This window comes from Pseudomonas sp. 57B-090624, from assembly GCF_003234055.1.
Lineage (GTDB): Bacteria > Pseudomonadota > Gammaproteobacteria > Pseudomonadales > Pseudomonadaceae > Metapseudomonas > Metapseudomonas tohonis.
Window position 1 is genome coordinate 78,411 of the sequence record NZ_QKRU01000008.1, and the last position, 26,680, is coordinate 105,090.

General features: G+C 64.0%; 22 protein-coding genes. 7 read left to right on the forward strand and 15 right to left on the reverse strand.

Features of this window, described 5'->3' with window-relative positions; genetic code table 11:
* Window positions 1-35 precede the first annotated feature (35 nt).
* From glmM to ftsH, 3 genes are read right to left on the reverse strand one after another with little or no spacing between them, the layout of a single operon-like run.
* The gene (gene glmM / locus DMX10_RS05640) at window positions 36-1,379 is read right to left on the reverse strand and encodes a phosphoglucosamine mutase (protein ID WP_111260168.1); all 1,344 of its coding nucleotides are present in this window, start codon (window positions 1,377-1,379) and stop codon (window positions 36-38) included.
* Between the two features lie 16 nt (window positions 1,380-1,395).
* Window positions 1,396-2,247 carry a dihydropteroate synthase gene (folP, locus tag DMX10_RS05645; protein WP_111260169.1) on the reverse strand — a complete coding sequence of 284 codons (852 nt, stop codon included), beginning with the start codon at window positions 2,245-2,247 and terminating at the stop codon, window positions 1,396-1,398.
* 9 nt (window positions 2,248-2,256) lie between these two features.
* Window positions 2,257-4,173, reverse strand: a complete 1,917-nt coding sequence (gene ftsH, locus DMX10_RS05650) for an ATP-dependent zinc metalloprotease FtsH (RefSeq protein WP_111260170.1) — start codon at window positions 4,171-4,173, stop codon at window positions 2,257-2,259.
* 498 nt (window positions 4,174-4,671) lie between these two features.
* Here ftsH and DMX10_RS05655 point away from each other — a divergent pair, with 498 nt between their 5' ends.
* Window positions 4,672-4,986 carry a YhbY family RNA-binding protein gene (locus DMX10_RS05655; RefSeq protein ID WP_111260171.1) on the forward strand — a complete coding sequence of 105 codons (315 nt, stop codon included), beginning with the start codon at window positions 4,672-4,674 and terminating at the stop codon, window positions 4,984-4,986.
* Window positions 4,987-5,011: 25 nt separating this feature from the next.
* Here DMX10_RS05655 and DMX10_RS05660 read toward each other — a convergent pair whose 3' ends face one another.
* The 8 genes from DMX10_RS05660 to grpE form a co-directional block, all read right to left on the reverse strand.
* A complete protein-coding gene (locus tag DMX10_RS05660) occupies window positions 5,012-5,440 on the reverse strand; it encodes a DUF4149 domain-containing protein (RefSeq protein WP_111260172.1) in 429 nt (142 codons plus the stop codon).
* Window positions 5,433-5,909, reverse strand: coding sequence for a transcription elongation factor GreA (gene greA, locus DMX10_RS05665; RefSeq protein WP_111260173.1), 477 nt, complete (start codon window positions 5,907-5,909; stop codon window positions 5,433-5,435). The genes DMX10_RS05660 and greA overlap by 8 nt, the downstream gene beginning before the upstream one ends.
* A complete protein-coding gene (gene carB / locus DMX10_RS05670) occupies window positions 5,906-9,127 on the reverse strand; it encodes a carbamoyl-phosphate synthase large subunit (RefSeq protein ID WP_111260174.1) in 3,222 nt (1,073 codons plus the stop codon). The genes greA and carB overlap by 4 nt, the downstream gene beginning before the upstream one ends.
* 36 nt (window positions 9,128-9,163) lie before the next feature.
* A complete protein-coding gene (carA, locus tag DMX10_RS05675; protein ID WP_111260175.1) occupies window positions 9,164-10,300 on the reverse strand; it encodes a glutamine-hydrolyzing carbamoyl-phosphate synthase small subunit in 1,137 nt (378 codons plus the stop codon).
* A gap of 184 nt (window positions 10,301-10,484) precedes the next feature.
* A complete protein-coding gene (dapB, locus tag DMX10_RS05680) occupies window positions 10,485-11,291 on the reverse strand; it encodes a 4-hydroxy-tetrahydrodipicolinate reductase (protein WP_111260176.1) in 807 nt (268 codons plus the stop codon).
* Between the two features lie 77 nt (window positions 11,292-11,368).
* A complete protein-coding gene (gene dnaJ, locus DMX10_RS05685; protein WP_021222329.1) occupies window positions 11,369-12,496 on the reverse strand; it encodes a molecular chaperone DnaJ in 1,128 nt (375 codons plus the stop codon).
* Between the two features lie 123 nt (window positions 12,497-12,619).
* On the reverse strand, window positions 12,620-14,530 hold the full coding sequence (gene dnaK / locus DMX10_RS05690) for a molecular chaperone DnaK (RefSeq protein WP_111260177.1): 1,911 nt from the start codon (window positions 14,528-14,530) through the stop codon (window positions 12,620-12,622).
* A gap of 100 nt (window positions 14,531-14,630) precedes the next feature.
* Window positions 14,631-15,200 (reverse strand): nucleotide exchange factor GrpE, encoded by a 570-nt coding sequence (gene grpE / locus DMX10_RS05695; protein ID WP_111260178.1) that lies wholly within the window; start codon window positions 15,198-15,200, stop codon window positions 14,631-14,633.
* Window positions 15,201-15,352: 152 nt separating this feature from the next.
* On the opposite strand from grpE, the gene recN reads away from it, so the two are divergent.
* A complete protein-coding gene (gene recN / locus DMX10_RS05700; RefSeq protein ID WP_111260179.1) occupies window positions 15,353-17,026 on the forward strand; it encodes a DNA repair protein RecN in 1,674 nt (557 codons plus the stop codon).
* Between the two features lie 72 nt (window positions 17,027-17,098).
* Here the strand turns inward: recN and fur are convergent, their stop codons facing one another.
* On the reverse strand, window positions 17,099-17,503 hold the full coding sequence (fur, locus tag DMX10_RS05705) for a ferric iron uptake transcriptional regulator (protein ID WP_021222333.1): 405 nt from the start codon (window positions 17,501-17,503) through the stop codon (window positions 17,099-17,101).
* Between the two features lie 96 nt (window positions 17,504-17,599).
* Here fur and DMX10_RS05710 point away from each other — a divergent pair, with 96 nt between their 5' ends.
* Window positions 17,600-18,121 (forward strand): outer membrane protein assembly factor BamE, encoded by a 522-nt coding sequence (locus tag DMX10_RS05710; RefSeq protein WP_111260180.1) that lies wholly within the window; start codon window positions 17,600-17,602, stop codon window positions 18,119-18,121.
* 69 nt (window positions 18,122-18,190) lie between these two features.
* Here DMX10_RS05710 and DMX10_RS05715 read toward each other — a convergent pair whose 3' ends face one another.
* Both DMX10_RS05715 and DMX10_RS05720 read right to left on the reverse strand, forming a co-directional pair.
* Window positions 18,191-18,502 (reverse strand): RnfH family protein, encoded by a 312-nt coding sequence (locus DMX10_RS05715; RefSeq protein WP_111260181.1) that lies wholly within the window; start codon window positions 18,500-18,502, stop codon window positions 18,191-18,193.
* The gene (locus DMX10_RS05720) at window positions 18,495-18,929 is read right to left on the reverse strand and encodes a type II toxin-antitoxin system RatA family toxin (protein WP_111260182.1); all 435 of its coding nucleotides are present in this window, start codon (window positions 18,927-18,929) and stop codon (window positions 18,495-18,497) included. Before DMX10_RS05720 ends, DMX10_RS05715 begins: the two co-directional genes overlap by 8 nt.
* Window positions 18,930-19,080: 151 nt before the next feature.
* Here DMX10_RS05720 and smpB point away from each other — a divergent pair, with 151 nt between their 5' ends.
* On the forward strand, window positions 19,081-19,563 hold the full coding sequence (gene smpB, locus DMX10_RS05725; RefSeq protein WP_111260183.1) for an SsrA-binding protein SmpB: 483 nt from the start codon (window positions 19,081-19,083) through the stop codon (window positions 19,561-19,563).
* A gap of 49 nt (window positions 19,564-19,612) precedes the next feature.
* Here the strand turns inward: smpB and DMX10_RS05730 are convergent, their stop codons facing one another.
* Complete coding sequence (locus DMX10_RS05730; RefSeq protein ID WP_111260184.1) at window positions 19,613-20,380, reverse strand: FCD domain-containing protein; 768 nt, start codon at window positions 20,378-20,380, stop codon at window positions 19,613-19,615.
* 295 nt (window positions 20,381-20,675) lie between these two features.
* On the opposite strand from DMX10_RS05730, the gene DMX10_RS05735 reads away from it, so the two are divergent.
* The 3 genes from DMX10_RS05735 to DMX10_RS05745 all read left to right on the forward strand — a co-directional run bounded on the left by DMX10_RS05735 (window position 20,676) and on the right by DMX10_RS05745 (window position 26,546).
* Entirely contained in the window at window positions 20,676-22,361 is a 1,686-nt protein-coding gene (locus tag DMX10_RS05735; RefSeq protein ID WP_111260185.1) for a lactate permease LctP family transporter, read from the forward strand.
* Window positions 22,362-22,514: 153 nt separating this feature from the next.
* Window positions 22,515-23,660 carry an FMN-dependent L-lactate dehydrogenase LldD gene (lldD, locus tag DMX10_RS05740; protein ID WP_111260186.1) on the forward strand — a complete coding sequence of 382 codons (1,146 nt, stop codon included), beginning with the start codon at window positions 22,515-22,517 and terminating at the stop codon, window positions 23,658-23,660.
* Between the two features lie 75 nt (window positions 23,661-23,735).
* The gene (locus DMX10_RS05745) at window positions 23,736-26,546 is read left to right on the forward strand and encodes an FAD-binding and (Fe-S)-binding domain-containing protein (protein WP_111260187.1); all 2,811 of its coding nucleotides are present in this window, start codon (window positions 23,736-23,738) and stop codon (window positions 26,544-26,546) included.
* Window positions 26,547-26,680 lie beyond the last annotated feature (134 nt).

Sequence of the window (26,680 nt, forward strand, 5' to 3'; positions counted from 1 at the left end):
ATGTTACCCAAGGTTTTTTGAAGTAGCAAGAGAAATCAAGCACATACCTCAGCTACGACTTTAACCAGCTCTTCCGCGTAACCGCGGACCTGGCTTTCATCGTCGCCCTCGACCATTACGCGAACCAACGGCTCGGTGCCGGATTTGCGCAGCAGCACGCGTCCGCGCCCTGCCATCTTCTCGGTGACGCGGGCACAAGCATCCTTTACGGCAGGGTGTTCGACCGGATCCACACCGCCACCGGCAAAGCGCACATTCAGCAGCACCTGAGGGCACTTGCGCATGCCTTGACGGGCCTCTGCCAGGGATTGGTCACGACGCTGCAGGGCCAGCAACACCTGAAGCGCGGCGATCAAGGCGTCCCCAGTGGTAGTGAAATGACTGCAGAGGATATGCCCCGAGTTCTCACCACCGAGGCTCCAGCCCCGCTCCTGCATGTCGGCTATGACATAGCGATCCCCGACCTTAGCGCGCGTAAAAGGCACGCCAAGCTCGCCCAGAGCGAGCTCGAGCCCGAGGTTGCTCATCAACGTCCCGACCACACCGGTACCCTGGAGCTTGCCACGCTCATGGAGGTCACGAGCAATGATGAACAGCAGCTCATCACCGTCTACGACGGCACCGGTGTGATCGACCATGAGCACACGATCCCCATCGCCATCGAAGGCGATGCCGATGTCCGCGTGCTGGGCCACCACTTCCGCCTGCAACGCTTCCATGTGGGTGGAACCGCACTTGTCATTGATGTTCAGTCCATTGGGCTGCGCCGCGAGCACCGAAACGCTGCCGCCCAACTCACGAAACACACTGGGGGCGACCTTGTAAGTCGCTCCGTGCGCGCAATCGACCACTATCTTGAGCCCCGCGAGATCGGTACTCATGGGTACCGTACTCTTGCAGAACTCGATGTAGCGACCGGCCGCATCGTTGATACGCGAAACCTTGCCGAGGTTGGCCGACTCGACCACCACCATAGGCTGATCGAGCAACTCCTCGATCATCAGCTCGACCTCGTCGGAGAGCTTCACCCCCTGGCCGGAGAAGAACTTGATGCCATTGTCGTTGTGCGGATTGTGCGAGGCACTGATGACGATCCCCGCGTCCGCGAGGAAGGTTCGGGTCAGGTAAGCGATGGCCGGGGTCGGCATCGGCCCGAGCAGCATCACATCGGCACCCGCAGCGGAAAGACCCGCCTCCAGCGCGGACTCGAACATGTACCCGGAGATACGGGTGTCCTTGCCGACCAGAATGCGGCACTTACCCTGCTTGCGGAACGCCATGCCGGCGGCCCAACCCAGCTTGAGCATGAAATCAGGGGTAATGGGGAACTGCCCAACATGGCCGCGAATGCCATCGGTGCCGAAATACTTTCTGCTCATGAATGCTCCGTGTTTCTTATTCCGCCGCCTGTACTGCAGCGATCATGCGTACGACATCGACAGTCTCGGCCACATCGTGCACCCGCAGGATGCAGGCTCCCTTGGCCACCGCCAGGGCCGCCAAAGCCAGACTGCCGTAAAGGCGCTGATCGATATCGCGACCCAGCACCTGACCCACCATGCTCTTGCGTGAAACACCTATCAGCAGGGGGCGCCCGAGACTATTCAGCTCTTCCAGATGCCTGAACAGGCCCAGGTTGTGTTCAAGGGTCTTGGCGAAGCCAAATCCCGGATCCAGCAGAATACGTTCCACCGGTATCCCTGCTGCGACGCACGCCGCCATGCGGTCGGCAAGAAACCCTGCAACCTCACGCGTGACATCCTCGTACTGCGGATTCTCCTGCATGTTCCCCGGCTCGCCGAGCATGTGCATCAGGCACACGGGCAGGCTGGTATCGGCTACGGCATCCAGCGCACCATCACGTCGCAGTGCGCGGACATCGTTGATCATCCCCGCCCCCAATCGAGCGCCTTCACGCATGACGGCGGGCGTCGAAGTATCCAGGGAAATAATCACATCCAACTCGCGGGCGATCATTTCGACCACTGGAGCGACACGCTCCAACTCTTCGGTGGGAGAAACCGCCCGCGCTCCAGGCCGGGTCGACTCCCCCCCTACGTCGATGAGCGTAGCACCGGCGGCCACCATCTCGGCAGCGTGGCGCAGCGCCGCATCGCGCTGACTGAAACGCCCGCCGTCGGAGAAGGAGTCTGGAGTGACATTGAGGATGCCCATCACGTGCGGGTGCCCCAAATCAAGAACCCGGTTGCCGCAAGGCAACCGGGTCAGGTACTGCGTGGAACTCATGTAGGAACCTTAGTGTTCGCCAGCCGGCCCGCCGATCGGGTTCTCGGGACGCGGAGCTTCCTCGCGAGGAGCGGGCTTGCCCGATGAGGCGCCAGGACCACCCTGCCAGTCCTTCGGCTCACGAGCCTGGCGACCGGCCATGATGTCGTCGATCTGTTCGGCGTCGATGGTTTCGAACTTCATCAGCGCCTCGGCCATCATGTCCAGCTTGTCACGGTTATCCACGAGGATCTGCTTCGCCGTGGCGTAGCAGTGATCGATGATGCTGCGTACTTCCTGATCGATCAGTTGCGCCGTCTGCGCCGAGACACTGGAGTGCTGGCCACCAGCGCTGCGCCCCAGGAAGACCTCACCCTCTTCCTCTGCATACATCAACGGACCGAGCTTCTCGGACAGGCCCCACTTGGTCACCATGTTCTTGGCGATCTGAGTGGCGCGCATGATGTCGTTGGATGCACCTGTAGTCACGCCATCGAAGCCCAGGGTCATCTCTTCGGCGATACGACCACCGAACAACGAGCAGACCTGGCTGATCAGCGCCCGCTTGGACAGGCTGTAGCGATCCTCTTCCGGCAGGAACATGGTCACACCGAGGGCACGGCCACGCGGGATGATGGAAACCTTGTAGACCGGATCATGCTCGGGAACGATGCGACCGACGATGGCATGGCCGGCTTCGTGGTAAGCGGTATTGAGCTTCTCTTTCTCGGACATGACCATGGATTTGCGCTCGGCACCCATCATGATCTTGTCCTTGGCCAGCTCGAACTCCTTCATCTCGACGATGCGCTTGTTGACGCGAGCGGCGAAGAGAGAAGCCTCGTTGACCAGGTTGGCCAGGTCGGCGCCGGAGAAACCAGGAGTACCACGGGCGATCACGCCAGCGTCGACGTCGTCCCCCATGGGCACCTTGCGCATATGCACCTTGAGAATCTGCTCGCGGCCCCGGATATCCGGCAGGCCAACCACCACCTGGCGATCGAAGCGTCCCGGGCGCAGCAGAGCAGGGTCCAGCACGTCAGGACGGTTGGTCGCGGCGATGACGATGATGCCATCGTTCATTTCGAAACCATCCATCTCCACCAGCAACTGGTTGAGAGTCTGTTCACGCTCGTCATGACCACCGCCCAGGCCCGCACCACGATGGCGACCGACAGCGTCGATCTCATCGATGAAGATGATGCAGGGCGCATGTTTCTTGGCCTGGTCAAACATGTCGCGAACACGGGACGCACCCACGCCGACGAACATTTCGACGAAGTCGGAACCGGAAATGGTGAAGAAGGGAACCTTGGCTTCACCCGCGATGGCTTTTGCCAGCAGGGTCTTACCGGTACCGGGCGGACCAACCATCAGCACGCCACGGGGAATACGGCCACCCAGGCGCTGGAATTTGCCTGGGTCGCGCAGGAATTCGACCAGCTCACCCACTTCCTCCTTGGCTTCGTCGCAACCGGCGACATCGGCCAGGGTGGTCTTCACCTGATCCTCGGACAGCAGGCGCGCCTTGCTCTTGCCGAAGCTCATGGGGCCACCACGACCACCGGAGCCGCCCTGCATCTGGCGCATGAAGAACATGAAGACAGCGATGATCACCAGAATCGGGAAACTGGCGACGAGCAACTGGGTCCAGATGCTCTGCTGCTCGGGCTGCTTGCCCTCGATGATGACGTTGTTGTCGATCAGATCGCCGATCAACCCGCCATCCTGAATGGCAGGACGAATGGTCTTGAAGGAGTCGCCGTCGTTACGCTTGCCGGTGATGACGAAACCGTCGACGGTGACGCGCTCGACCTTACCTTCCTTCACCTGACCGATGAAGTCGGAGTAGTTCAGCGTCTGCGGTTCGCTCGGACTGGAGAAGTTGTTCATCACCGTGACCAGTACGGCGGCGATGATCAGCCACAGGATGAGATTCTTTGCCATATCGTTCAATTAGCTACCCTCTGGAGCAGATCCCGCCCTGGGACACGCCCCGCATGACGGCTGGTTATCAACCGGCCTAACTTACTATACAACCCCCACCCCTGGCAGGCGCCGTCTGTAACCCTTTATGAAGCATGGCACTCGTAAAACAACCGAGCCTGGCCATTCAGACCGAAAAACGAGTCGACCGTTGCAGTCTATTCCTCGCAAAGAACACACGCGAGCGGGTATTGCCCGGAGGAACAGTCGCTCGACGAAAGAGAGGGGCCTGCGCAGGCCGACCCGACATCCCCCATATTGGGGCACTCTCGAAAATCACAAGTCCTGTCGGACATCCGCAAGGCTCTCCACCCTACTGGCGGACCACGTACCGATGATGAAGACCCTTCGAGCCAATGCTGACTAGTCTTGGTACAAGCTACGGGACACCGCGTGTTCAGCTGTGCGCCCCGAAATGACTCGGGTAAACTAACCGCCTTTTTTCGCAGGGGTCTGATTATGGCGCTCTCTCAGGAGCACAAGAAGCAATACAAATCTATCGGCCACCACCTGAAACCGGTATTGATCGTGGCTGAAAATGGTTTGACCGAAGGCGTGCTCGCCGAACTGGAGCGCGCACTCAACGATCACGAGCTGATCAAGGTGCAATTCCGCATCACCGAGCGCGATGACCGCCGCGCACTCATCAATGAGCTGTGCAGCACCGGCAAATGCGAACTGGTCCAGGTGATCGGCAAGATGGCCCTGGTCTATCGCCGCAACCCCAAGCCAAATCGCAACCTGTCCAACATCAGCCGCTTCAGCGGGCTCTGAACCCAGGCCGATGACCGAGGCGCGCTCAGCGCGCCCGGACCTTCTCGCCCACCGGCACAGGCTGGATCACCAGCAAGGCGCCACAGAACGCCAGAACCAGGTAGTTGAACGCCAGCCAGCGCATTGCATTCGGCTGCAACTGGTTCACCAGCAGAAACACCACCGCCATCACCAGAACGGCCACCAGCAACTGCCCGCGCGAATCGCGCTGCAGGCTGCGGGCACCTTCGATCTGGACCAGCACGAACCCTTGAACCAGCGCACAGAAAGCGCTGAATGCCACCAGCAGCGGCGTCAGGCTGCGCGTGATTTCCTCCACCAGCAACGGCGCCAGACCGACGCGTTCCAGGGAAGGCACGACAACGAAGTGCAGAAGCCAGAGGCCGCCGACCCAGAGTGTCTGGGCCAGCTGCCAACTGGCTGTCGCTGTGCGGAACCGCCGACGATCAGATATGGCGGACCTCGACGATCTCGTACTCGATCAGCCCGCTCGGGGTCTTGACCGTTACCACGTCGCCCTCTTCCTTGCCGACCAGGGCGCGGGCGATCGGTGACCCCACCGACAGCTTGCCCTGCTTGATGTCGGCCTCATCCTCGCCAACGATCTGGTAGGTCACGGTCTCATCGGTTTCCACGTTGGCGATATCCACCGTAGTGCCGAAGATCACCTTTCCTGTGTGGGCGATGGCGGTGACATCGATGACCACGGAGTTCTGCAGGCGACCTTCGATGTCGCGGATACGCGCCTCGACCATGCCCTGCTGCTCGCGCGCGGCGTGGTACTCGGCGTTCTCCTTGAGATCACCCAGTTCACGTGCCTCGCCGATGGCCTGGCTGAGTTGCGGGCGCATCACCTTGGTCAGATGAGCCAGTTCCTCTTCCAGGGCGCGCGCGCCCTGGACGGTCATGGGGTATTTATTCATGCCTTGATTCCTGCATGCAGATCCTGCAGCCGGCGAACGGTCTTCTCGGGACCGAACTTGAGCGCCTCACAGACCGCCTGCCCCGCCGCGATGGTGGTGGTGCAGTAGATCTTGTGCTGCAGGGCGTTACGACGGATCGAGTAGGAGTCTGCAATCGACTGACGCCCCTCGGTGGTGTTGATGATCAGGGTAACCTCATCGTTCTTGATCATGTCAACGACATGCGGACGACCCTCGGTCACCTTGTTCACGCGGCGAACCGGCAGGCCGGCGGCCTCGATCACCTTGGCGGTGCCGGCGGTGGCAACCACTTCGAAGCCCAGGGCGATCAGGTCACGAGCGACCTGGACGGCTTCCGGCTTGTCGTCTTCACGTACGCTGATGAACGCGCAGCCGGAGTTCGGCAGGATCTCGCTGGCGCCCAGCTGAGCCTTGGCGAATGCCTCGCCGAAGCTGTCGCCCACGCCCATCACCTCACCGGTGGACTTCATTTCCGGGCCGAGGATAGGGTCGACACCCGGGAACTTGGCGAACGGGAACACCGCTTCCTTGACGCTGAAGAACGGCGGGATGATCTCTTCCTGGTAACCGGCTTCCGCCAGGCTCTTGCCCGCCATGACGCGAGCGGCGACCTTGGCCAGCGACTCGCCCACGCACTTGGAGACGAACGGTACGGTACGCGAGGCGCGCGGGTTCACTTCGATGACGAAGATGTCCTCGCCCTGTACTGCCATTTGCACGTTCATCAGGCCGACGACACCGAGCTCCAGGGCCATCTTCTTGACCTGGTCGCGGATCTCGTCCTGGATATGCTTCGGCAGCGAATACGGAGGCAGCGAGCAGGCCGAGTCACCGGAGTGCACGCCAGCCTGTTCGATGTGCTGCATGATCGCGCCGATCACGACGGTCTCACCGTCGCTCACCGCATCCACATCCACCTCGATGGCGCAGTTGAGGAAGCGATCCAGCAGCACCGGGCTGTCGTTGGACACCTTCACCGCTTCGCGCATGTAGCGCTTGAGCTCTTCTTCCTGGTAGACGATCTCCATCGCCCGACCGCCCAGTACGTAGGACGGGCGCACCACCATCGGGTAACCGATGTTCTTCGACAGGGCCAGTGCCTCGTCTTCGCTGCGCGCAGTGGCGTTGGCCGGCTGGCGCAGGCCGAGGCGCTGCACCATCTGCTGGAAGCGCTCGCGGTCTTCCGCGCGGTCGATGGCCTCGGGGCTGGTACCGATGATCGGTACGCCGGCTTCTTCGAGGGCGCGGCAGATCTTCAGCGGGGTCTGGCCACCGTACTGGACGATGACACCCTTGGGCTGCTCGACGCGGACGATTTCCAGCACGTCTTCCAGGGTCACCGGCTCGAAGTACAGGCGGTCGGACGTGTCGTAGTCGGTGGAGACGGTTTCCGGGTTGCAGTTGACCATGATGGTCTCGTAACCGTCTTCACGCATGGCCAGCGCGGCGTGTACGCAGCAGTAGTCGAACTCGATGCCCTGGCCGATCCGGTTGGGGCCACCACCGAGGATCATGATCTTCTCGCGGCTCGACGGATTGGCTTCGCACTCTTCCTCGTAGGTCGAGTACATGTAGGCGGTGTCGGTGGCGAACTCGGCGGCGCAGGTATCCACGCGCTTGTACACCGGCAGCACCTTGAGCTTGTGGCGATGGGCACGCAGGCTCTTCTCGGAAACACCGAGCAGCTTGGCCAGGCGCGCATCGGAGAAGCCCTTGCGCTTGAGCTTGAACATCAGGTCGCGGTCGATGGCGGACAGACCGAGAGTCTGTACGTTCGCCTCGTCCTTGATCAGGTCTTCGATCTGGACCAGGAACCACTCGTCGATACGGGTCAGCTCGAACACTTCGGCGACGGTCTTGCCGGCGCGGAAGGCATCGGCCACATACCAGATGCGATCGGCGCTGGGCACGGTCAGTTCGCGACGCAGGGTGCTCTCGGCTTCCGGATCGTTCAGATCGAGCTTCGGATCGAAGCCGGCGACACCGACTTCCAGGCCGCGCAGGGCTTTCTGCATGGACTCCTGGAAGGTACGACCGATGGCCATGACTTCACCGACGGACTTCATCTGCGTGGTCAGGCGGGCATCGGCCTTGGGGAATTTCTCGAAGGCGAAACGCGGCACCTTGGTGACCACGTAGTCGATCGCCGGCTCGAAGGACGCCGGGGTGCGACCGCCGGTGATGTCGTTGGACAGCTCGTCCAGGGTGTAGCCGACGGCCAGCTTGGCGGCGATCTTGGCGATCGGGAAGCCGGTAGCCTTGGAGGCCAGCGCCGAGGAGCGGGATACGCGCGGGTTCATCTCGATCACGACCATGCGGCCAGTGTTCGGGCAGATACCGAACTGCACGTTGGAACCGCCGGTTTCCACGCCGATCTCGCGCAGCACCGCCAGGGAGGCGTTACGCAGGATCTGGTATTCCTTGTCGGTCAGGGTCTGGGCCGGGGCCACGGTGATCGAGTCACCGGTATGCACGCCCATCGGGTCGAAGTTCTCGATGGAGCAGACGATGATGCAGTTGTCCTTCTTGTCGCGGACCACCTCCATCTCGTATTCCTTCCAGCCGATCAGCGACTCGTCGATCAGCAACTCGCTGGTCGGCGACAGGTCCAGGCCGCGGGCGCAGATTTCCTCGAACTCTTCACGGTTGTAGGCGATGCCGCCACCGGTACCCCCCATGGTGAAGGACGGGCGGATGATGCAGGGGAAGCCCACCTTCTCCAGCACGCCGTACGCTTCTTCCATGTTGTGGGCGATACCGGAAACCGGGCAGGCCAGGCCGATGTCCTTCATCGCCTTGTCGAAGCGCGAACGGTCCTCAGCCTTGTCGATGGTGTCGGCATTGGCACCGATCATCTCGACACCGAACTTCTCCAGCACGCCGTGCTTTTCCAGGTCCAGTGCGCAGTTCAGCGCAGTCTGGCCACCCATGGTCGGCAGCAGGGCGTCGGGGCGCTCCTTCTCGATGATCTTGGCCACGGTGGCCCATTTGATCGGCTCGATGTAGGTGGCGTCGGCCATGGCCGGGTCGGTCATGATAGTGGCCGGGTTGGAGTTCACCAGGATGACGCGGAAACCCTCTTCCTTCAGGGCCTTGCAGGCCTGAGCGCCGGAGTAGTCGAACTCGCAGGCCTGGCCGATGACGATCGGGCCAGCGCCGAGGATCAGGATGCTTTTGATATCTGTACGTTTAGGCATTTTTACTCACTCGAATCCTTGGGTCAGTCGACAGGCTCAGCGGCGCTTGGCCATGGCTTCGATGAAGCGGTCGAACAGCGGGGCCACATCGTGCGGGCCAGGGCTCGCCTCCGGGTGCCCCTGGAAGCTGAAGGCCTCCTTGTCGGTACGCTCGATACCCTGCAGGGTGCCATCGAACAGCGACTTGTGGATGGGGCGGACATTGGCCGGCAGGCTGGTCTCGTCGACGGCGAAACCGTGGTTCTGGCTGGTGATCATGACCACGCCGCTGTCCAGGTCCTGGACGGGGTGGTTGGCGCCATGGTGGCCATGGCCCATTTTCAGGGTCTTGGCACCAGAAGCCAGGGCCAGCAACTGGTGACCGAGGCAGATACCGAAGACGGGGATCTCGGTCTCGAGGATTTCCCTGATCGCGGCGATGGCGTAGTCGCAGGGCTCAGGGTCGCCAGGGCCGTTGGAAAGGAACACGCCATCCGGATTGAGCGCCAGCACTTCACTGGCCGGGGTCTGTGCCGGCACCACGGTCAGGCGGCAGCCGCGGGCAACCAGCATGCGCAGGATGTTCAGCTTGACGCCGTAGTCGAACGCCACCACGTGGTAGGGCAGCTCGCTGGCCGGGATTTCCGGGTGGCTGTCGGTCTTCAGGTTCCAGATGCTGGAGCGCCACTCGTAACGCTCGGTGCAGCTGACCACCTTGGCCAGGTCCATGCCCTTGAGACCGGGGAAGCTGCGCGCCAACTCCAGGGCTTTTTCTGCAGTAGCACCTTCACCGGTGAGGATGCAGCCGTTCTGCGACCCCTTCTCGCGCAGGATGCGGGTCAGGCGACGGGTATCGATGCCAGCGATGGCGACGGTGCCGTTGGCCTCCAGGTACTCGGGCAGCGACTGCTTGTTGCGCCAGTTGCTGGCCAGCAGCGGGAGGTCACGAATGATCAGGCCGGCGGCCCATACGCGATCGGACTCGGCATCTTCCGGCGTGGTGCCGGTGTTGCCGATGTGGGGGTAGGTCAGGGTGACGATTTGCTGGGCATAGGAAGGATCGGTGAGGATTTCCTGATAGCCGGTCATGGCAGTGTTGAACACCACCTCTCCGATGGTCTGGCCGTCGGCCCCGATGGATTCACCGAGGAAAATGCTGCCGTCGGCAAGCGCGAGTATGGCTGGCTTAGTCAAGAAGACCTCCCGTAGATCAAGGCTGAAGCAAACGCAGGTTGTAAAAAAGCGGGATGACGTTTTGAACCGTCACCCCGCTTTTTTATCTGAGCCATTCTGCGTAACTTTTAGTGGACACACTAAAGCTGCAGCTTACAGGAGAAGCCTTTTTCGGTCCACCGTGGAGTAGGACCTTTTGGCGGTTTCAGCGCAAGCCGAGCACATCCTGCATGTCATAAAGGCTCGCTTCCCGACCTTCCAGCCAAAGCGCCGCGCGAACTGCGCCGCGGGCGAAGGTCATGCGGCTGGATGCCTTGTGGGTGATCTCAACGCGCTCACCATCCGCCGCGAAGAGAACGGTGTGATCACCGACCACATCGCCAGCCCGAACAGTGGCGAAACCGATGGTCTCGCGCGGACGGGCACCGGTCTGGCCTTCACGCCCATACACTGCCACCTTCTCCAGATCACGCCCGAGCGCACTGGCAACGACCTCGCCCATGCGCAGGGCGGTGCCGGACGGTGCGTCGACCTTGTGGCGGTGATGGGCCTCGATGATCTCGATATCCACGTCATCACCCAGCACACGGGCAGCCGTATCGAGCAGCTTCAGGCAGAGGTTCACACCGACGCTGTAGTTGGCGGCGAAGACGATCGGGATCTCCTTGGCCGCCGCGCTCAGCCATTCTTTCTCCTGCTGGGAGAAACCGGTGGTGCCGATCACCATGGCCTTGCCTGCCTTGCGGCAGATCTCCAGGTTCTTGAGGGTCACGGTCGGGTGGGTGAAGTCGATCAGCACGTCGAACTCATCGACCACCTTACCCAGATCACCCGACAGCGGTACGCCGATACGGCCGAGACCCGCCAGTTCACCGGCATCGGCCCCCACCAGGGTGCTGTCCGGGCGATCGATCGCGGCGGTCAGACCCGCGCTACCGCCGGTCTGCTGGACCGCCTCGATCAGAATCTTGCCCATGCGCCCGGCGGCGCCCATCACTGCAATACGTCGCATACACAAAGCTCCAAGCTGCAAGCCTCACGCCGCAGGCGCCGCTCGTCGAGCCTGCGCCTGCAGCCTGGGCCGGGATGTCAAAGATCGCCGAAGAAGCGCTTCATGCCTTCGAACCAGCTGCTGGCCTTGGGCGAATGGGAGCCGTCGTTCTGCAGGGACTTGCGGAACTCCTCGAGCAGCTCGCGCTGGCGCTTGTCGAGGTTGACCGGGGTCTCGACCACGACGCGACACATCAGGTCGCCCGCACCCCCACCACGCACCGGGGCCACGCCCTTGCCGCGCAGACGGAACAGCTTGCCGGTCTGGGTCGCTTCCGGGATCTTCAGCTTGACCCGGCCATCGAGGGTCGGCACTTCCAGTTCGCCGCCCAGGGCGGCATCGGCGAAGCTGATCGGCACTTCGCAGTACAGGTGCTTGCCGTCACGCTGGAAGATCGGGTGCTCACGCACGTTGACCACGACGTACAGGTCGCCCGCCGGCCCACCCATGGCGCCGGCCTCGCCCTCGCCGGACAGGCGGATGCGATCGCCGGTGTCCACGCCAGCCGGCACTTTCACCGACAGGGTCTTGTGCTCCTCGACGCGCCCCTGGCCGTGGCAGCTGCCACAGGGATCGGAAATCATCTTGCCGGTGCCATGGCAGCGCGGGCAGGTCTGCTGGACCGAGAAGAAGCCCTGCTGCATGCGCACCTGGCCGATGCCGCCGCAGGTGGTGCAGGTGACGGGGCTGGTGCCCTTCTTGGCGCCGGAGCCTTCGCAGGTCTTGCAGTTGACCAGGGTCGGCACGCGAATGGTGACGGTGGTACCGCGCACCGCTTCTTCCAGGTCCAGCTCCAGGGTGTAGCGCAGGTCGCTGCCACGCTGGGCGCCACCGCGCTGGCCGCCGCGCTGGCCACCGAAGAAGTCGCTGAAGACGTCGCCGAAGATGTCGGAGAAGCTGGCGCCGCCGAAGCCCGCACCACCGCCCGCGCCCATCTGCGGATCGACACCGGCGTGGCCGTACTGGTCGTACGCCGCGCGCTTGCTGGCATCGGAGAGCACTTCGTAGGCCTCGTTGGCCTCCTTGAATTTCTCTTCAGCCGCCTTGTCGTCCGGATTGCGGTCCGGGTGGTACTTCATGGCCAGACGACGATAAGCCTTCTTCAGCTCAGCCTCGCTGGCGCCCCGCTCGACACCGAGGATTTCGTAAAAGTCACGTTTAGCCATTGGTTCTCTGCACTCTTCAAATTTCGCGCCCTCCAGACACGCCGACGCGGGAGCAAGCTCCCGCGCGGCGCATCAACCTGCGGGGCTGGGCCCGGCAGGCAGGAGAGCAAGCAAGCCTGATGCTTACTTGTTGTCCTTGACCTCTTCGAACTCGGCGTCGACGGCATCATCGGATGCCTTGTCTTCACCGGCCGGAGCACCTTCACCCGCCTGGGGCTGTTCGGCATACATCTTCTGCGCCAACGGAGTGGAAGCCTGGGACAGCGCATTCATCTTGGCTTCGATCTCGGCCTTGTCGTCGCCCTTCACGGCAACTTCCAGCTCACCCAGCGCCTTCTCGATGGCCGCCTTCTCTTCGGCAGTAGCCTTGTCGCCAGCCTCGGTGAGCATCTTGCGGGTCGCATGGACCAGCGCGTCACCCTGGTTGCGGGCGGCGGCCAGCTCTTCGAACTTACGATCCTCCTCGGCATTGGCCTCGGCGTCACGCACCATCTGCTGGATTTCGTCCTCGGACAGGCCGGAGTTGGCCTTGATCACGATGGACTGCTGCTTGCCGGTGGCCTTGTCCTTGGCGGACACGTGCAGGATGCCGTTGGCGTCGATGTCGAAGGTCACCTCGATCTGCGGCACGCCACGCGGAGCCGGCGGGATCTCGGCCAGGTCGAACTTGCCCAGGGACTTGTTCTGGGTGGCCTGCTTGCGCTCGCCCTGCAGCACGTGGATGGTCACGGCGGACTGGTTGTCGTCGGCGGTGGAGAACACCTGCGACTTCTTGGTCGGGATGGTGGTGTTCTTCTCGATCAGCGCAGTCATCACGCCACCCAGGGTTTCGATACCCAGGGTCAGCGGGGATACGTCGAGCAGCAGCACGTCCTTCACGTCACCGGACAGCACGGCGCCCTGGATGGCGGCACCGATGGCCACGGCTTCGTCCGGGTTCACGTCCTTGCGCGCTTCCTTGCCGAAGAAGTCGGCGACCTGCTTCTGCACCAGCGGCATGCGGGTCTGGCCACCCACGAGGATCACCTCGTGGATGTCGCCCACGTCCAGGCCGGCGTCCTTCAGGGCAATGCGGCACGGCTCGATGGTGCGAGCAACCAGGTCCTCGACCAGGGCTTCCAGCTTGGCGCGGGAAATCTTCACGTTGAGGTGCTTCGGACCGGTCTGGTCTGCGGTGATGTACGGCAGGTTGACGTCGGTCTGCTGGCTGGAGGACAGCTCGATCTTGGCCTTCTCGGCGGCTTCCTTCAGGCGCTGCATGGCCAGGGGGTCGCCCTTGAGGTCCATGCCGGATTCTTTCTTGAACTCGTCGACGAGGTAGTCGATCAGGCGGATGTCGAAGTCTTCGCCACCGAGGAAGGTGTCGCCGTTGGTGGCCAGGACCTCGAACTGGTGCTCGCCGTCGACTTCGGCGATCTCGATCACCGACACGTCGAAGGTACCGCCACCCAGGTCATAGACGATCACGGTGTGGTCGCCCTTGGCCTTGTCCATGCCATAGGCCAGCGCAGCCGCGGTCGGCTCGTTGATGATGCGCTTGACGTCGAGACCGGCGATGCGGCCGGCATCCTTGGTAGCCTGGCGCTGGCTGTCGTTGAAGTAGGCCGGAACGGTGATCACCGCTTCGGTCACGGTCTCGCCGAGGTAGTCTTCGGCGGTCTTCTTCATCTTCTTCAGCACCTCCGCGGAAATCTGCGGCGGCGCCATCTTCTGGCCCTTCACCTCGACCCAGGCGTCACCGTTGTCGGCCTTGGCGATCTTGTAGGGGACCATCTTGATGTCTTTCTGCACGACTTCTTCTTCGAAGCGACGACCGATCAGGCGCTTCACGGCGTACAGGGTGTTGTGCGGGTTGGTGACCGCCTGGCGCTTGGCGGACTGGCCAACAAGGATCTCGCCATCGTTGGTGTACGCGATGATCGACGGCGTGGTGCGAGTGCCCTCGGCGTTCTCGATCACCTTGACGTTGCCGTTCTCCAGGATGGCGACGCAGGAGTTGGTGGTCCCCAGGTCGATACCGATGATTTTGCCCATGTTCTCTCTCCCGAAACTTTGGATTTGCCGAGACCCCGTTTCACTGGTCGCGGCAGCATGAATACGCTTGGTTAAACAGATGGGGGCCGCAGCCCGGATTTCAAGCCTGCTCGTCGATGGACGGCGGCACTTCGGCCGGTGCCTTGCTGACCACCACCATGGCGGGGCGCAGCAGGCGGCCGTTGAGCAGGTAGCCCTTCTGGAACACCTTGAGCACGGTGCCCGGCTCCACATGGGTGCTCTCCTGCATCGCCATCGCCTGATGGTGTTCCGGATTGAACGGCGCACCATGGGGATCGACCGCCTCCAACTGGTAGCGCTTGAGGGTGTCGTGGAACAGCTTGAGGGTCAGTTCCATGCCCTCGCGCACCGGCTTGATGGCCTCGTCCTCGGCGCTGCTCAGCTCCAGGCCGCGCTCGAGGCTGTCCACCACCGGCAACAGGTCATTGGCGAATTTCTCCAGCGCGAACTTGTGCGCCTTCTCCACATCCTGCTCGGCGCGCCGGCGGATGTTCTGCAACTCGGCGGCAACGCGCAGGGACTGATCCTGGGCCGCGGCCAACTGCTCTTCCAGCGTCTGCACACGGGTCACGAGGTCTTCGCCGCCGGCGGCCTCGGTAGCGGTGTTCGCCTCAGGGTTCTGGTTGTCCAGGGTCTGTTCGTCAGCCATGCGTTCCTCCTTTCAAAAACGGGCCGGGCAATAACCCGGCGATCTGTCCGCCTATATGGGGTCGCAATTTGTCGGTTCAAGGGGGCGGGGTGATTGTCAGGCGGAAAACAAACACTGTATAAATACCCAGCCATCGCCCTGGGAGTGCCGCCATGCTGGTCCACCTTTCCGTCCACAACTACGCCATCGTCGAACACCTCGATCTCGAACTCGCCGGCGGCATGTCGGTGATCACCGGCGAGACCGGCGCGGGCAAGTCGATCATGCTCGACGCCCTGGGCCTGACCCTGGGCGATCGCGCCGACAGCGGCGTGGTAAGGCCGGGAGCGGACAAGGCGGACATCCTCGCCAGCTTCGATCTGCACGACATTCCCGAAGCCCGCACCTGGCTCGCCGAACGCGACCTGGATAACGACGGCCCCTGCATCCTGCGCCGGGTCATCACCGCCGAAGGCCGCTCGCGCGCCTATATAAATGGCACCCCCTGCCCACAGGGCGACCTCAAGAGCCTGGGCGAGCTGCTGATCGACATCCACAGCCAGCACGAACACCAGTCGTTGCTCAAGCTCGACACCCACCGTCGCCTGCTGGACGAGTTCGCCGGGGCCAGCGAGCTGGCCCGCCAGGTGCAACTCGCCGCGCAACGCTGGAAGCAGACCCGCCAGGAACTGGAACGCCTCTCCCGCAGCGGCGAAGAACAACGCGCCCGCCACCAGCTGCTCAGCTACCAACTGGAAGAGCTGGAGAACCTTGCCCTCGGCGACTGCGAGCTCGACCAGCTGGAGCAGGAGCACAAGAACCTCTCCAACGCCGAAAGCCTGCTCGCAGGCTGCCGCCAGGTGCTGGACATGTGCAGCGAGAGTGACGCAGGCAACGTGCTCAGCGCCCTCACCTCCAGCCTCAACCGCCTGACCGCCTTCAACACCCAGCAAGGCGCCATCGCCGAAGCCGTCAACCTGCTGGCCAGCGCGCAGATCCAGGTGGAGGAAGCGGTCGGCGAGATCAATCGCTTCATCGATCATTTCGACGCCGACCCGCAACGCCAGCAGCAACTGGAGGAGCGCCTCGACACCATCTACACGCTCGCGCGCAAACACCGCGTGCATCCGAGCGAGCTGGCCAGCCTGCAGCAGTCACTGCTGGAGGAGATCGAGGCGCTGAATGCGGATGACGAAGCAGTCGAGCGCCTGACCGAAGAGCTCGCGTCCTACACCCGCCATTACCAGGCCAGGGCCGGCGAACTCAGCAAGCTGCGTGGCAAATCCGCCGGCAAGCTGGCCAAGGCCGTGGAAGCCGAGATGCAGCGCCTGGGCATGCCCGGCGGACGCTTCACCATCGAACTGCACCCGATCCAGAGCCAGGACCCGCAGGCCAATGGCCTGGAGCAGGTCGAATTCCTGGTCAGCGCCAACCCCGGCCAACCTCTCAAGGCCCTGGCCAAGGTCGCCTCGGGTGGCGAGCTGTCGCGCATCAGCCTGGCGATCCAGGTCATCACCGCGCAGACATCCCGCGTCCCCACCCTGGTGTTCGACGAAGTGGACGTGGGCATCGGCGGCCCCACCGCAGAAGTCGTCGGCCAGCTGCTGCGTCGGCTCGGTGAGCGCGGCCAGGTACTCACCGTGACGCACCTGCCACAAGTCGCGGCGCAAGGCCACAACCACCTGTTCGTGCACAAGGTGCGCGGCAGCAAGGAAACCCGCACCGCCGTGGCCAACCTCAGCGAGGCGGCGCGCATCGAAGAAATCGCCCGCATGCTCGGCGGCCTGGACCTCACCGAAGAGTCCATCGCCCACGCCAGGAAGATGGTCACCAGCGCACAGGGCTGACACCTCCCACATCCCCATAAATAAAGAAGGCGACCCGCAGGTCGCCTTCTTCCATTTACTGGTGCAGTGCGCTTATTTCTTCTTGCGCACGTACAGCACCAGATTGTGATCGACCAGCTCGAAGCCGTGCTCCTTGACGATCTCTTTCTGGCGTTTTTCGATTTCGGTGTCGAAGAACTCGATCACCTCACCGCTGTCGACGCAGACCATGTGGTCGTGGTGGCCACCGTCGGCAAGCTCGAATACGGCATGGCCACCATCGAAATTGTGGCGTACCACGAGGCCGGCTGCCTCGAATTGGGTCAGCACGCGGTAAACGGTTGCCAGCCCCACATCTTCACCCGCTTCCATCAGGGCCTTGTAGACATCTTCGGCACTCATGTGGCGCTGTTCGGTGGAGTCAAGCATCTGCAGGATCTTGACCCGGGGCAGGGTCACCTTCAGGCCAGCTTTGCGAAGTTCGTTATTTTCAACCATGGTCAGCTTTCTCGTGGACGCTGCTTCGCAGCTTCCCTTAATGCGGGTATGATCGGATTTTCGTTGCCCAGCCAAGATAGTGGAAGTCACCCACCGATGCAAAACACCAAGCTCTTGCTGACCAGCCTCACATTTGCAGGCCTGGTCGCACTCGCCGGCTGTTCATTCCCCGGGGTTTACAAAATCGACATCCAGCAGGGCAATGTCGTGACGCAGGACATGATAGACCAGTTGAAGCCCGGAATGACCCGGCGGCAAGTGAGGTTTATCATGGGCAACCCGCTGATCACCGACACCTTCCACGCCAACCGCTGGGACTATCTCTACAGCATCCAGCCGGGTGGTGGCGAACGCCAGCAGGAACGCGTCAGCCTGGTGTTCGACGGAAGCGATCAACTGATCGGCCTGGCGGGTGACTTCATGCCGGGCGTGAGCCGTGACGAAGCCATCCTCGGCAGCGACGGCAACACCGAAGTGAAAAGCGAGAAGCCTGCCCAGCAACAGCAGGAAGAAAAGCCGAAACCCGGCTCGCTGCTCGAGCAGATCCAGCAGGAAGTGGACAAGGTGGAAACCGTGCCGGTGCCCACGCCCGAGCCGCTGGAAACCTCGCCGCAGTAAACGCTGCGCAGAAAAAAGCCCGGACTGGTTCCGGGCTTTTTCTTGGGCACCTGTCAGGCCAACAGGCAGCTATTGCTCCGCCGCCCTCGCCTGGGCCGCACGGGCGGCGCGCGCCTTGCGCACCTCCTTCGGATCGGCCAGCAGCGGGCGATAGACCTCGACGCGATCCCCCTCCTCCAGCACCCGCTCCTCGGGGTTGGCCAGCGCCTTGCCGAAGATGCCCAGCGGGCAGCTTGCCAGGTCCAGCTCGGGGAACTCCGCAGCCAGTCCTGACGCCACCACGGCCGCGCGCGCCGTGGTGCCAGAAGCCACATCCAGGCCAAGCAGGCGCTGACGCTCGGCCAGCGCGCAGACGACCTCGACTCGGATCGAATCAGCCATGAAGCTGTTTGGCCCGCTGACAGAAGGCGTCGACCAGGGTGTTGGCGGCCTGATTGAAGAGCGGCCCGAGTGTCGCCTTGACGATGGGGCCGGCGTAGTCGAAGGACAGATCCAGGCTGATCTTGCAGGCCTTCTCGCCCAGCGCCTTGAAATTCCACACGCCGTGCAACTCGGTGAATGGCCCCTCCTCCAGGTTCATCTCGATCACCTGCCCCGGCACCAGCCGATTGCGGGTGACGAAGCGCTGGCTGATCCCACCCTTGGCCACGCCGAGGCTGGCGACCATCTCGGTCTCGCTGGCCTGCAGCACTTCACTGGTGGAGCACCAGGGCAGGAACTCGGGGTACCTCGCCACGTCGTTGACCAGATCGTAAAGCGCCTGCGCAGGGTACGGCAGCAGAGCGGAGCGCTGGATATGGGTGGTCATCTGGGCCTCTGATCGTCGGTCAGTCGGCTGCGCCGGAGCGAGCAACACGGCTGGTCAAAAAAAGAGCGCGCATTGTCAGGGATTCACCCCTCGCGCTCAAGCCTACGCCGCCGTAGCGGCCACGCCTGGGACTCCCTATAATGCCGCGCCTATGGCTAAGCAAAAGAAACATCCCCAAGGCTCCATCGCGCAGAACAAGAAGGCTCTGCATGACTACTTCGTCGAACAGCGGTTCGAGGCGGGCCTCGCCCTCGCCGGCTGGGAAGTCAAGAGTCTGCGTGCCGGCAAGGCCCAACTGGTGGACAGCTACGTGTTGCTCAAGGACGGCGAAGCCTGGTTGCTCGGCAGCCACTTCACGCCCCTGAAAACCGCCAGCACCCACGTGATCGCCGACCCCGTCCGCACCCGCAAGCTGCTCCTGCACAAGCGCGAACTGAGCAAGCTGATCGGCGCCGTCCAGCAGAAGGGCTACGCCTGCGTGGCGCTGTCGCTGTACTGGAAAGCCCACCTGATCAAGTGCGAGATCGCACTGGTAAAGGGCAAGAAGGAATTCGACAAGCGCGCCACCGAGAAGGAGCGCGACTCCGATCGCGAGATCGCTCGCGTCATGCGCACCAAGGGCAAGGAAGACTGAGCGCCGCCCCGGCGCCAGTCACCCGCCCCGCACCTTCAGGCCAGCGACCTCAGATCCCCTGCCTGCGCTGCGCACGCTCCATGCGGCGCGCTTCCAGCTGCCCTTCCGCCAGCACCTCCTGCACGTAATCGATGTGCTGGTGCGAAATCTCCCTCGCCTCCTCGGCACGCCGCTCGATGATCGCCTCGAACAGCGCCCGGTGCTGCTTCATCAGCATGTCGCGGGTCTCGTCGCGCTGCAGGTACATGCCTCCGATATTGGTGACCACGTTGTGCTTGAGCAGTTCGAACAGGCCGCGAATGGTGTGCAGCAGCACGGCGTTGTGGCTGGCCTCGGCGATCGCCAGGTGGAAGCGCGCATCCGCCGCCCCCTCGTCCTCGCGGCTCGCCTTGCTCCCGGGCATGTAGCAGGCCTGCAAGGTCTCGAAGGCCTCACGCAGGCGCTCATGGTCGACCGAGGTCGCGCGTTGCGCCGCATAGAAGGCGCATGAGCCCTCCAGCGTGTGGCGGAACTCCAGCAAATCGCGCTGGGCATCCGGATTGCCCTCCAGCAGCGACAGCAAAGGGTCGCTGAAGGTGGAGCCGAGCTCGGCGGAAACGTAGTTGCCGCCACCCTGGCGACTGACCAGCAAACCCTTGGCCACCAGCTTCTGGATGGCCTCGCGCAGCGACGGCCGGGACACCCCGAACTGCTCCGCCAACAGCCGTTCCGCAGGCAGCCGCTCGCCGGCCTTCAGGGTGCCCTCGAGGATCATCGACTCCAGGTGGCTGACGATGTCATCCGACAGACGGCGCTGACGCACCTGACCAAATCCCATACCCCTCCCGACTCAGTTCCGCAGCCCATCCGGGCAGCCTGGCGCGGCAGCCTAACCAGCCCACGCGCGACACACAAGAAAAGCCCGATCACAACCCTCTCGACCAAAGTTGTAGGACAGGAAATTGACATGCGCACGGTAAGACTTTTACCCTGAGCCGTCGATTTTGTAAATTGGTATTACCAATTTCGACGAAGTACGCCAGATCCGGCCAATGCCTGCTGCAACGCCAAAAGCGTCGCGCCTACCCGGACGGCCCACAGGCACTCCAAAAACAATTACGGAGCCAACCACCATGCAAGCATGGCAACAGATCTACACCCCTCTCGGCAGCCTCGGCCTGTCCGCTGCCGTCGCCGTGATCCCGATCGTGTTCTTCTTCCTCGCCCTCGCCGTGTTCCGCCTCAAGGGCCACATCGCCGGCACCATTACCCTGGCGCTGGCACTTGCCGTCGCCATCTTCGCCTTCAACATGCCCGCCGACATGGCCTTCGCCGCGGCCGGCTACGGCTTCGCCTATGGCCTCTGGCCGATCGCCTGGATCATCGTCGCGGCGGTGTTCCTCTACAAACTCACGGTCAAGAGCGGCCAGTTCGAAGTGATCCGCAGCTCGGTGCTGTCGATCACCGATGACCAGCGCCTGCAGGTGCTGCTGATCGGCTTCTCCTTCGGTGCCTTCCTCGAAGGGGCCGCCGGCTTCGGCGCCCCGGTGGCCATCACCGCCGCGCTGCTGGTGGGCCTGGGCTTCAACCCGCTCTACGCCGCCGGCCTGTGCCTGATCGCCAACACCGCCCCGGTGGCCTTCGGCGCCCTGGGCATCCCGATCATCGTCGCCGGCCAGGTCACCGGCATCGATGCCTTCAAGATCGGCGCCATGACCGGCCGCCAACTGCCTTTCCTGTCGATCCTCGTGCCCTTCTGGCTGGTCGCAATGATGGATGGCTGGCGCGGTGTCAAGGAAACCTGGCCCGCCGCCCTGGTGGCCGGCGGCAGCTTCGCCATCACCCAGTACTTCACCTCCAACTTCATCGGCCCGGAGCTGCCGGACATCACCTCCGCCCTGGTCAGCCTGATTTCCCTCACCCTGTTCCTCAAGGTCTGGCAACCGGCCCGCGCGCAGAGCGCGGAAGTGGTCGGCGTCTCCGGCGGCGCAGCGGTCGTCGGTGGCTTCGGCGGCCCGCGCAGCACCACGCCCTCGCCCTACAGCTTCGGCGAGATCCTCAAGGCCTGGTCGCCCTTCCTGATCCTCACCGTGCTGGTGACCATCTGGACCCTCAAGCCCTTCAAGGCGATGTTCGCCCCGGGCGGCGCACTGGAGCAGTTCGTCTTCATGTTCGCCATCCCGCACCTGGACCAGCTTGTCCTGAAAGGCGCGCCCATCGTGGCCACCACCACGGCCATGCCGGCGGTGTTCAAGCTCGACCCGATCTCCGCAACCGGCACCGCGATCTTCTTCTCCGCCGTGCTGTCGATGCTGGTGCTCAAGGTCAACGTTAAAAATGGTCTTACCACTTTTGGCGAAACCCTGGTCGAACTGAAATGGCCGATCCTGTCCATCGGCATGGTGCTGGCCTTCGCCTTCGTCACCAACTACTCGGGCATGTCCACCACCCTGGCACTGGTCCTCGCCGGCACCGGCGCAGCCTTCCCGTTCTTCTCGCCCTTCCTCGGCTGGCTGGGGGTCTTCCTGACCGGCTCGGACACCTCGTCCAACGCCCTGTTCAGCTCCCTACAGGCCACCACCGCGCACCAGATCGGCGTCAACGACACCTTGCTGGTGGCCGCCAACACCAGCGGCGGCGTGACCGGCAAGATGATCTCGCCGCAATCCATCGCCGTGGCCTGCGCCGCCACCGGCATGGTCGGCAAGGAGTCGGACCTGTTCCGCTTCACCCTGAAGCACAGCCTGATCTTCGCCGCCCTGGTCGGCCTGATCACCCTGGCGCAGGCCTATGTCTTCACCGGCATGCTGGTTCACTGACCGAGCCCTGATCGGCTGCGCGTCGGCGATACGGCGTTGGAAATGGCCTCGGAGATGCTCACCTACAGTCGTAGGCTCCGCTCCCTCGGCCATTTCCGCCTTGTCTCGCTCTAGCTCGCTCGATCCAAACTTTTCTCGCAAACGGAAGAGCCCATGATCATCTCCGCCTCCACCGACTACCGCGCCGCCGCCCAGCGCAAGCTGCCGCCCTTCCTGTTCCACTACATCGACGGCGGCGCCTACGCCGAGTACACGATGCGGCGCAACGTCGAGGACCTCTCCGGCATCGCCCTGCGCCAGCGCGTGCTGAAGAACATGTCCGAGCTGAGCCTCGAAACCCAGCTGTTCGGCGAAACCCTCACCATGCCCGTGGCCCTGGCCCCGGTGGGCCTGACCGGCATGTACGCACGTCGCGGCGAAGTGCAGGCGGCCAAGGCGGCGGCGGACAAGGGCATCCCCTTCACCCTCTCCACCGTCTCGGTGTGCCCGATCGAAGAAGTCGCCCCGGCCATCCAGCGCCCCATGTGGTTCCAGCTCTACGTGCTCAAGGATCGCGGCTTCATGAAGAACGCCCTGGAGCGCGCCAAGGCCGCCGGTGTCACCACCCTGGTGTTCACCGTCGACATGCCCGTGCCCGGCGCCCGCTACCGCGACGCCCACTCCGGCATGAGCGGCCCCAACGCTGCCATGCGCCGCGTGCTGCAAGCCATGACCCACCCCGCCTGGGCCTGGGACGTCGGCCTGCTGGGCAAGCCCCACGACCTCGGCAACATCTCCGCCTACCGTGGCGACCCCACCGGCCTGGCCGACTACATCGGCTGGCTCGGCGCCAACTTCGACCCGTCCATTTCCTGGAAGGACCTGGAGTGGATCCGCGAATTCTGGGACGGCCCCATGGTCATCAAGGGCATCCTCGACCCCGAGGACGCCCGCGACGCGGTCACCTTCGGTGCCGACGGCATCGTCGTCTCCAACCATGGCGGTCGCCAGCTCGACGGCGTGCTCTCCAGCGCCCGCGCCCTGCCCGCCATCGCCGACGCGGTGAAGGGCGAGCTGAAGATCCTCGCCGACTCCGGCATCCGCACCGGCCTCGACGTGGTGCGCATGCTCGCCCTCGGCGCCGACACCGTCATGCTCGGCCGCGCCTTCGTCTACGCCCTGGCCGCCGCCGGTGGCGCTGGCGTCAGCAACCTGCTGGAGTTGATCGACAAGGAAATGCGCGTGGCCATGGTGCTCACCGGCGCCAAGAGCATCGCCGAAATCAGCGCAGACTCGCTGGTACGCGAGCTCGGTCGCTGACCCGCTGCACCTGATAGAGAACCGACGAGGCCGCCCGAGCGGCCCGCACCCACCGTTGATGACAGGACCCGACCGATGAGCCTGCCCGCCGCCTTCCTGCACACCGTCGAGCGCCTGATCCCCCGCGACCGGCGCTTCGACGATGCGCTTTCCACCCTCGCCTTCGGCACCGACGCCAGCTTCTACCGCCTCATCCCCAAGCTGGTGGTGCGGGTCGAGAGCGAAGCCGAAGTCATCACCCTGCTCAAGGCCGCCTACGCCGACCAGGTCCCCGTCACCTTCCGCGCCGCCGGCACCAGCCTCTCCGGCCAGGCCATCAGCGACTCGGTGCTGATTGTCCTCGGTGACAACTGGAACGGCCGCGACATCCGCAAGGGCGGCGAGCAGATCCGCCTGCAGCCCGGTGTCATCGGCGCCCAGGCCAACGCCTGGCTCGCCCCCTACGGCCGCAAGATCGGCCCCGACCCGGCCTCCATCAACGCCTGCAAGATCGGCGGCATCGTCGCCAACAACGCCAGCGGCATGTGCTGCGGCACCGCGCAGAACAGCTACCACACCCTCGCCGGCCTGCGCCTGGTGCTGGCCGACGGCACCCTGCTGGACAGTGAAGACCCGGCCAGCGTCGCCGCCTTCCAGGCCAGCCACGGCGAGCTGCTGGAGCGCCTGGCCGAACTCGGCCGGCAGACCCGCGCCAACACCGAACTGGCCGCGAAGATCCGCCACAAGTACCGCCTGAAGAACACCACCGGCCTGTCCCTCAACGCCCTGGTGGACTACGACCAGCCGCTGGACATCCTCACCCACCTGCTGGTGGGCTCCGAAGGCACCCTCGGCTTCATCAGCGCGGTGACCTACGACACCGTGCCCGAGCACCCGCACAAGGCCTCCGCGCTCATCGTCTTCCCCGATGTGGAAACCTGCTGCCGCGCCGTGCCCGTGCTCAAGACCCAGCCCGTCTCCGCCGTCGAGCTGCTCGACCGCCGCAGCCTGCGCTCGGTGCAGGAGAAGCCCGGCATGCCCGCCTGGGTCAAGGGCCTCTCCGCCAGCGCCTGCGCCCTGCTCATCGAATCCCGTGCCGCCAGCGCCAGCCTGCTGCACGAACAGCTCGCGCAGATCACCGCCTCCATCGCCGACTTCCCGGTGGAGCAGAAGGTCGACTTCAGCGAAGACCCGCTCGTCTACAACCAGCTGTGGAAGATCCGCAAGGACACCTTCCCCGCCGTCGGTGCCGTGCGCCAGACCGGCACCACGGTGATCATCGAAGACGTCACCTTCCCCGTCGAACAGCTCGCCGCCGGCGTCAACCGTCTCATCGAACTGTTCGACAAGCACCGCTACGACGAGGCCATCCTCTTCGGCCACGCCCTGGAAGGAAACCTGCACTTCGTCTTCACCCAGGGCTTCGACAGCCCCGAACAGGTCGCCCGCTACGACGCCTTCATGCAGGACGTCGCCCAACTGGTCGCCGTCGAATTCGGCGGCGCCCTCAAGGCCGAGCACGGCACCGGCCGCAACATGGCGCCCTTCGTCGAACTGGAATGGGGCCACGACGCCTACCAGCTGATGTGGCAGCTCAAGCGCCTGCTCGATCCCACCGGCATCCTCAACCCCGGCGTCATCCTCAGCGACGACCGCGAACTGCACCTGAAGAACCTCAAGCCGCTGCCCGCCGCCGACGAAATCGTCGACAAGTGCATCGAATGCGGCTTCTGCGAACCGGTCTGCCCCTCCAAGGGCCTGACCCTCAGCCCACGCCAGCGCATCGTCATCTGGCGCGACATCCAGGCCCGCAAACGCGCCGGCATCGACACCCGTGAGCTGGAGGAAGCCTTCGCCTACCAGGGCGTCGACACCTGCGCCGCCACCGGCCTCTGCGCCCAGCGCTGCCCCGTCGGCATCAACACCGGCGACCTGGTGCGCAAGCTGCGTGGCAACGCGGCCCACCACGCCGGCCGTGCCGACTGGCTCGCCGGCCACTTCGCCACCGCACTCAAGGGCGCACGCCTCACCCTGCGCCTGGCCGACGGCGCCCGCCGCCTGCTCGGCGCGCCGCTGCTGGAAAAAACCTCCGGCACCCTGCGCCGCCTCTCCGCCGGGCGCCTGCCGCAATGGACGCCCGCCCTGCCCCAGGCCGCCAAGCCCATCCAGTTCACCCCGCCGGCCAACGACGCCCGCCCCCGCGTGGTCTACCTGGCCGCCTGCGTATCCCGCGCCATGGGCCCCGCCGCCACCGACGGCGAACAGGTGCCGCTGGTGGACAAGACCCGCATGCTGCTGGAAAAGGCCGGCTATCAGGTGGTCTTCCCCGCGCAGCTGGAAAGCCTCTGCTGCGGCCAGCCCTTCGCCTCCAAGGGCTACGCCGAGCAGGCCGAAGGCAAGCGTCGCGAAATGATCGACGCCCTGCTGGAAGCCAGCCGTGGCGGCCTCGACCCCATCTACTGCGACACCAGCCCCTGCACCCTGCGCCTGGTGCAGGACGGCCTCGATTCGCGCCTGGACCTGTTCGACCCGGTGCGCTTCATCCGCACCCACCTGCTCGACCGCCTGGAGTTCACCCCCCAGGAGCAACCCGTGGCCGTACACGTCACCTGCAGCACCCAGCACCTGGGCGAATCCCAGGCGCTGATCGACCTGGTCGGCCGCTGCACCCGCCAGGTGGTCGTCCCCGAGGGCATCCACTGCTGCGGCTTCGCCGGCGACAAGGGCTTCACCACCCCGGAACTCAACGGCCACGCCCTGCGCAGCCTGAAGGACGCCGTGCAGGTCTGCGAAGAAGGCATCTCCACCAGCCGCACCTGCGAGATCGGCCTCACCCAGCACGGCGGCATCGACTACCACGGCCTGGTCTACCTGGTGGACCGCGTCACCCGCCCCCGGGCCATCTGAACCTCAAGCTGCCGTGCCTCGCACGGATTGCGCCCCGCCCAGTGCGGGGCTTTTTTTGCCCGGCAAAAACGCCTCCGCCCGCCTCCCGGCCAAGCGCAACGGCAACCCGGGTGCAATCTGCAATGGGCTTCATC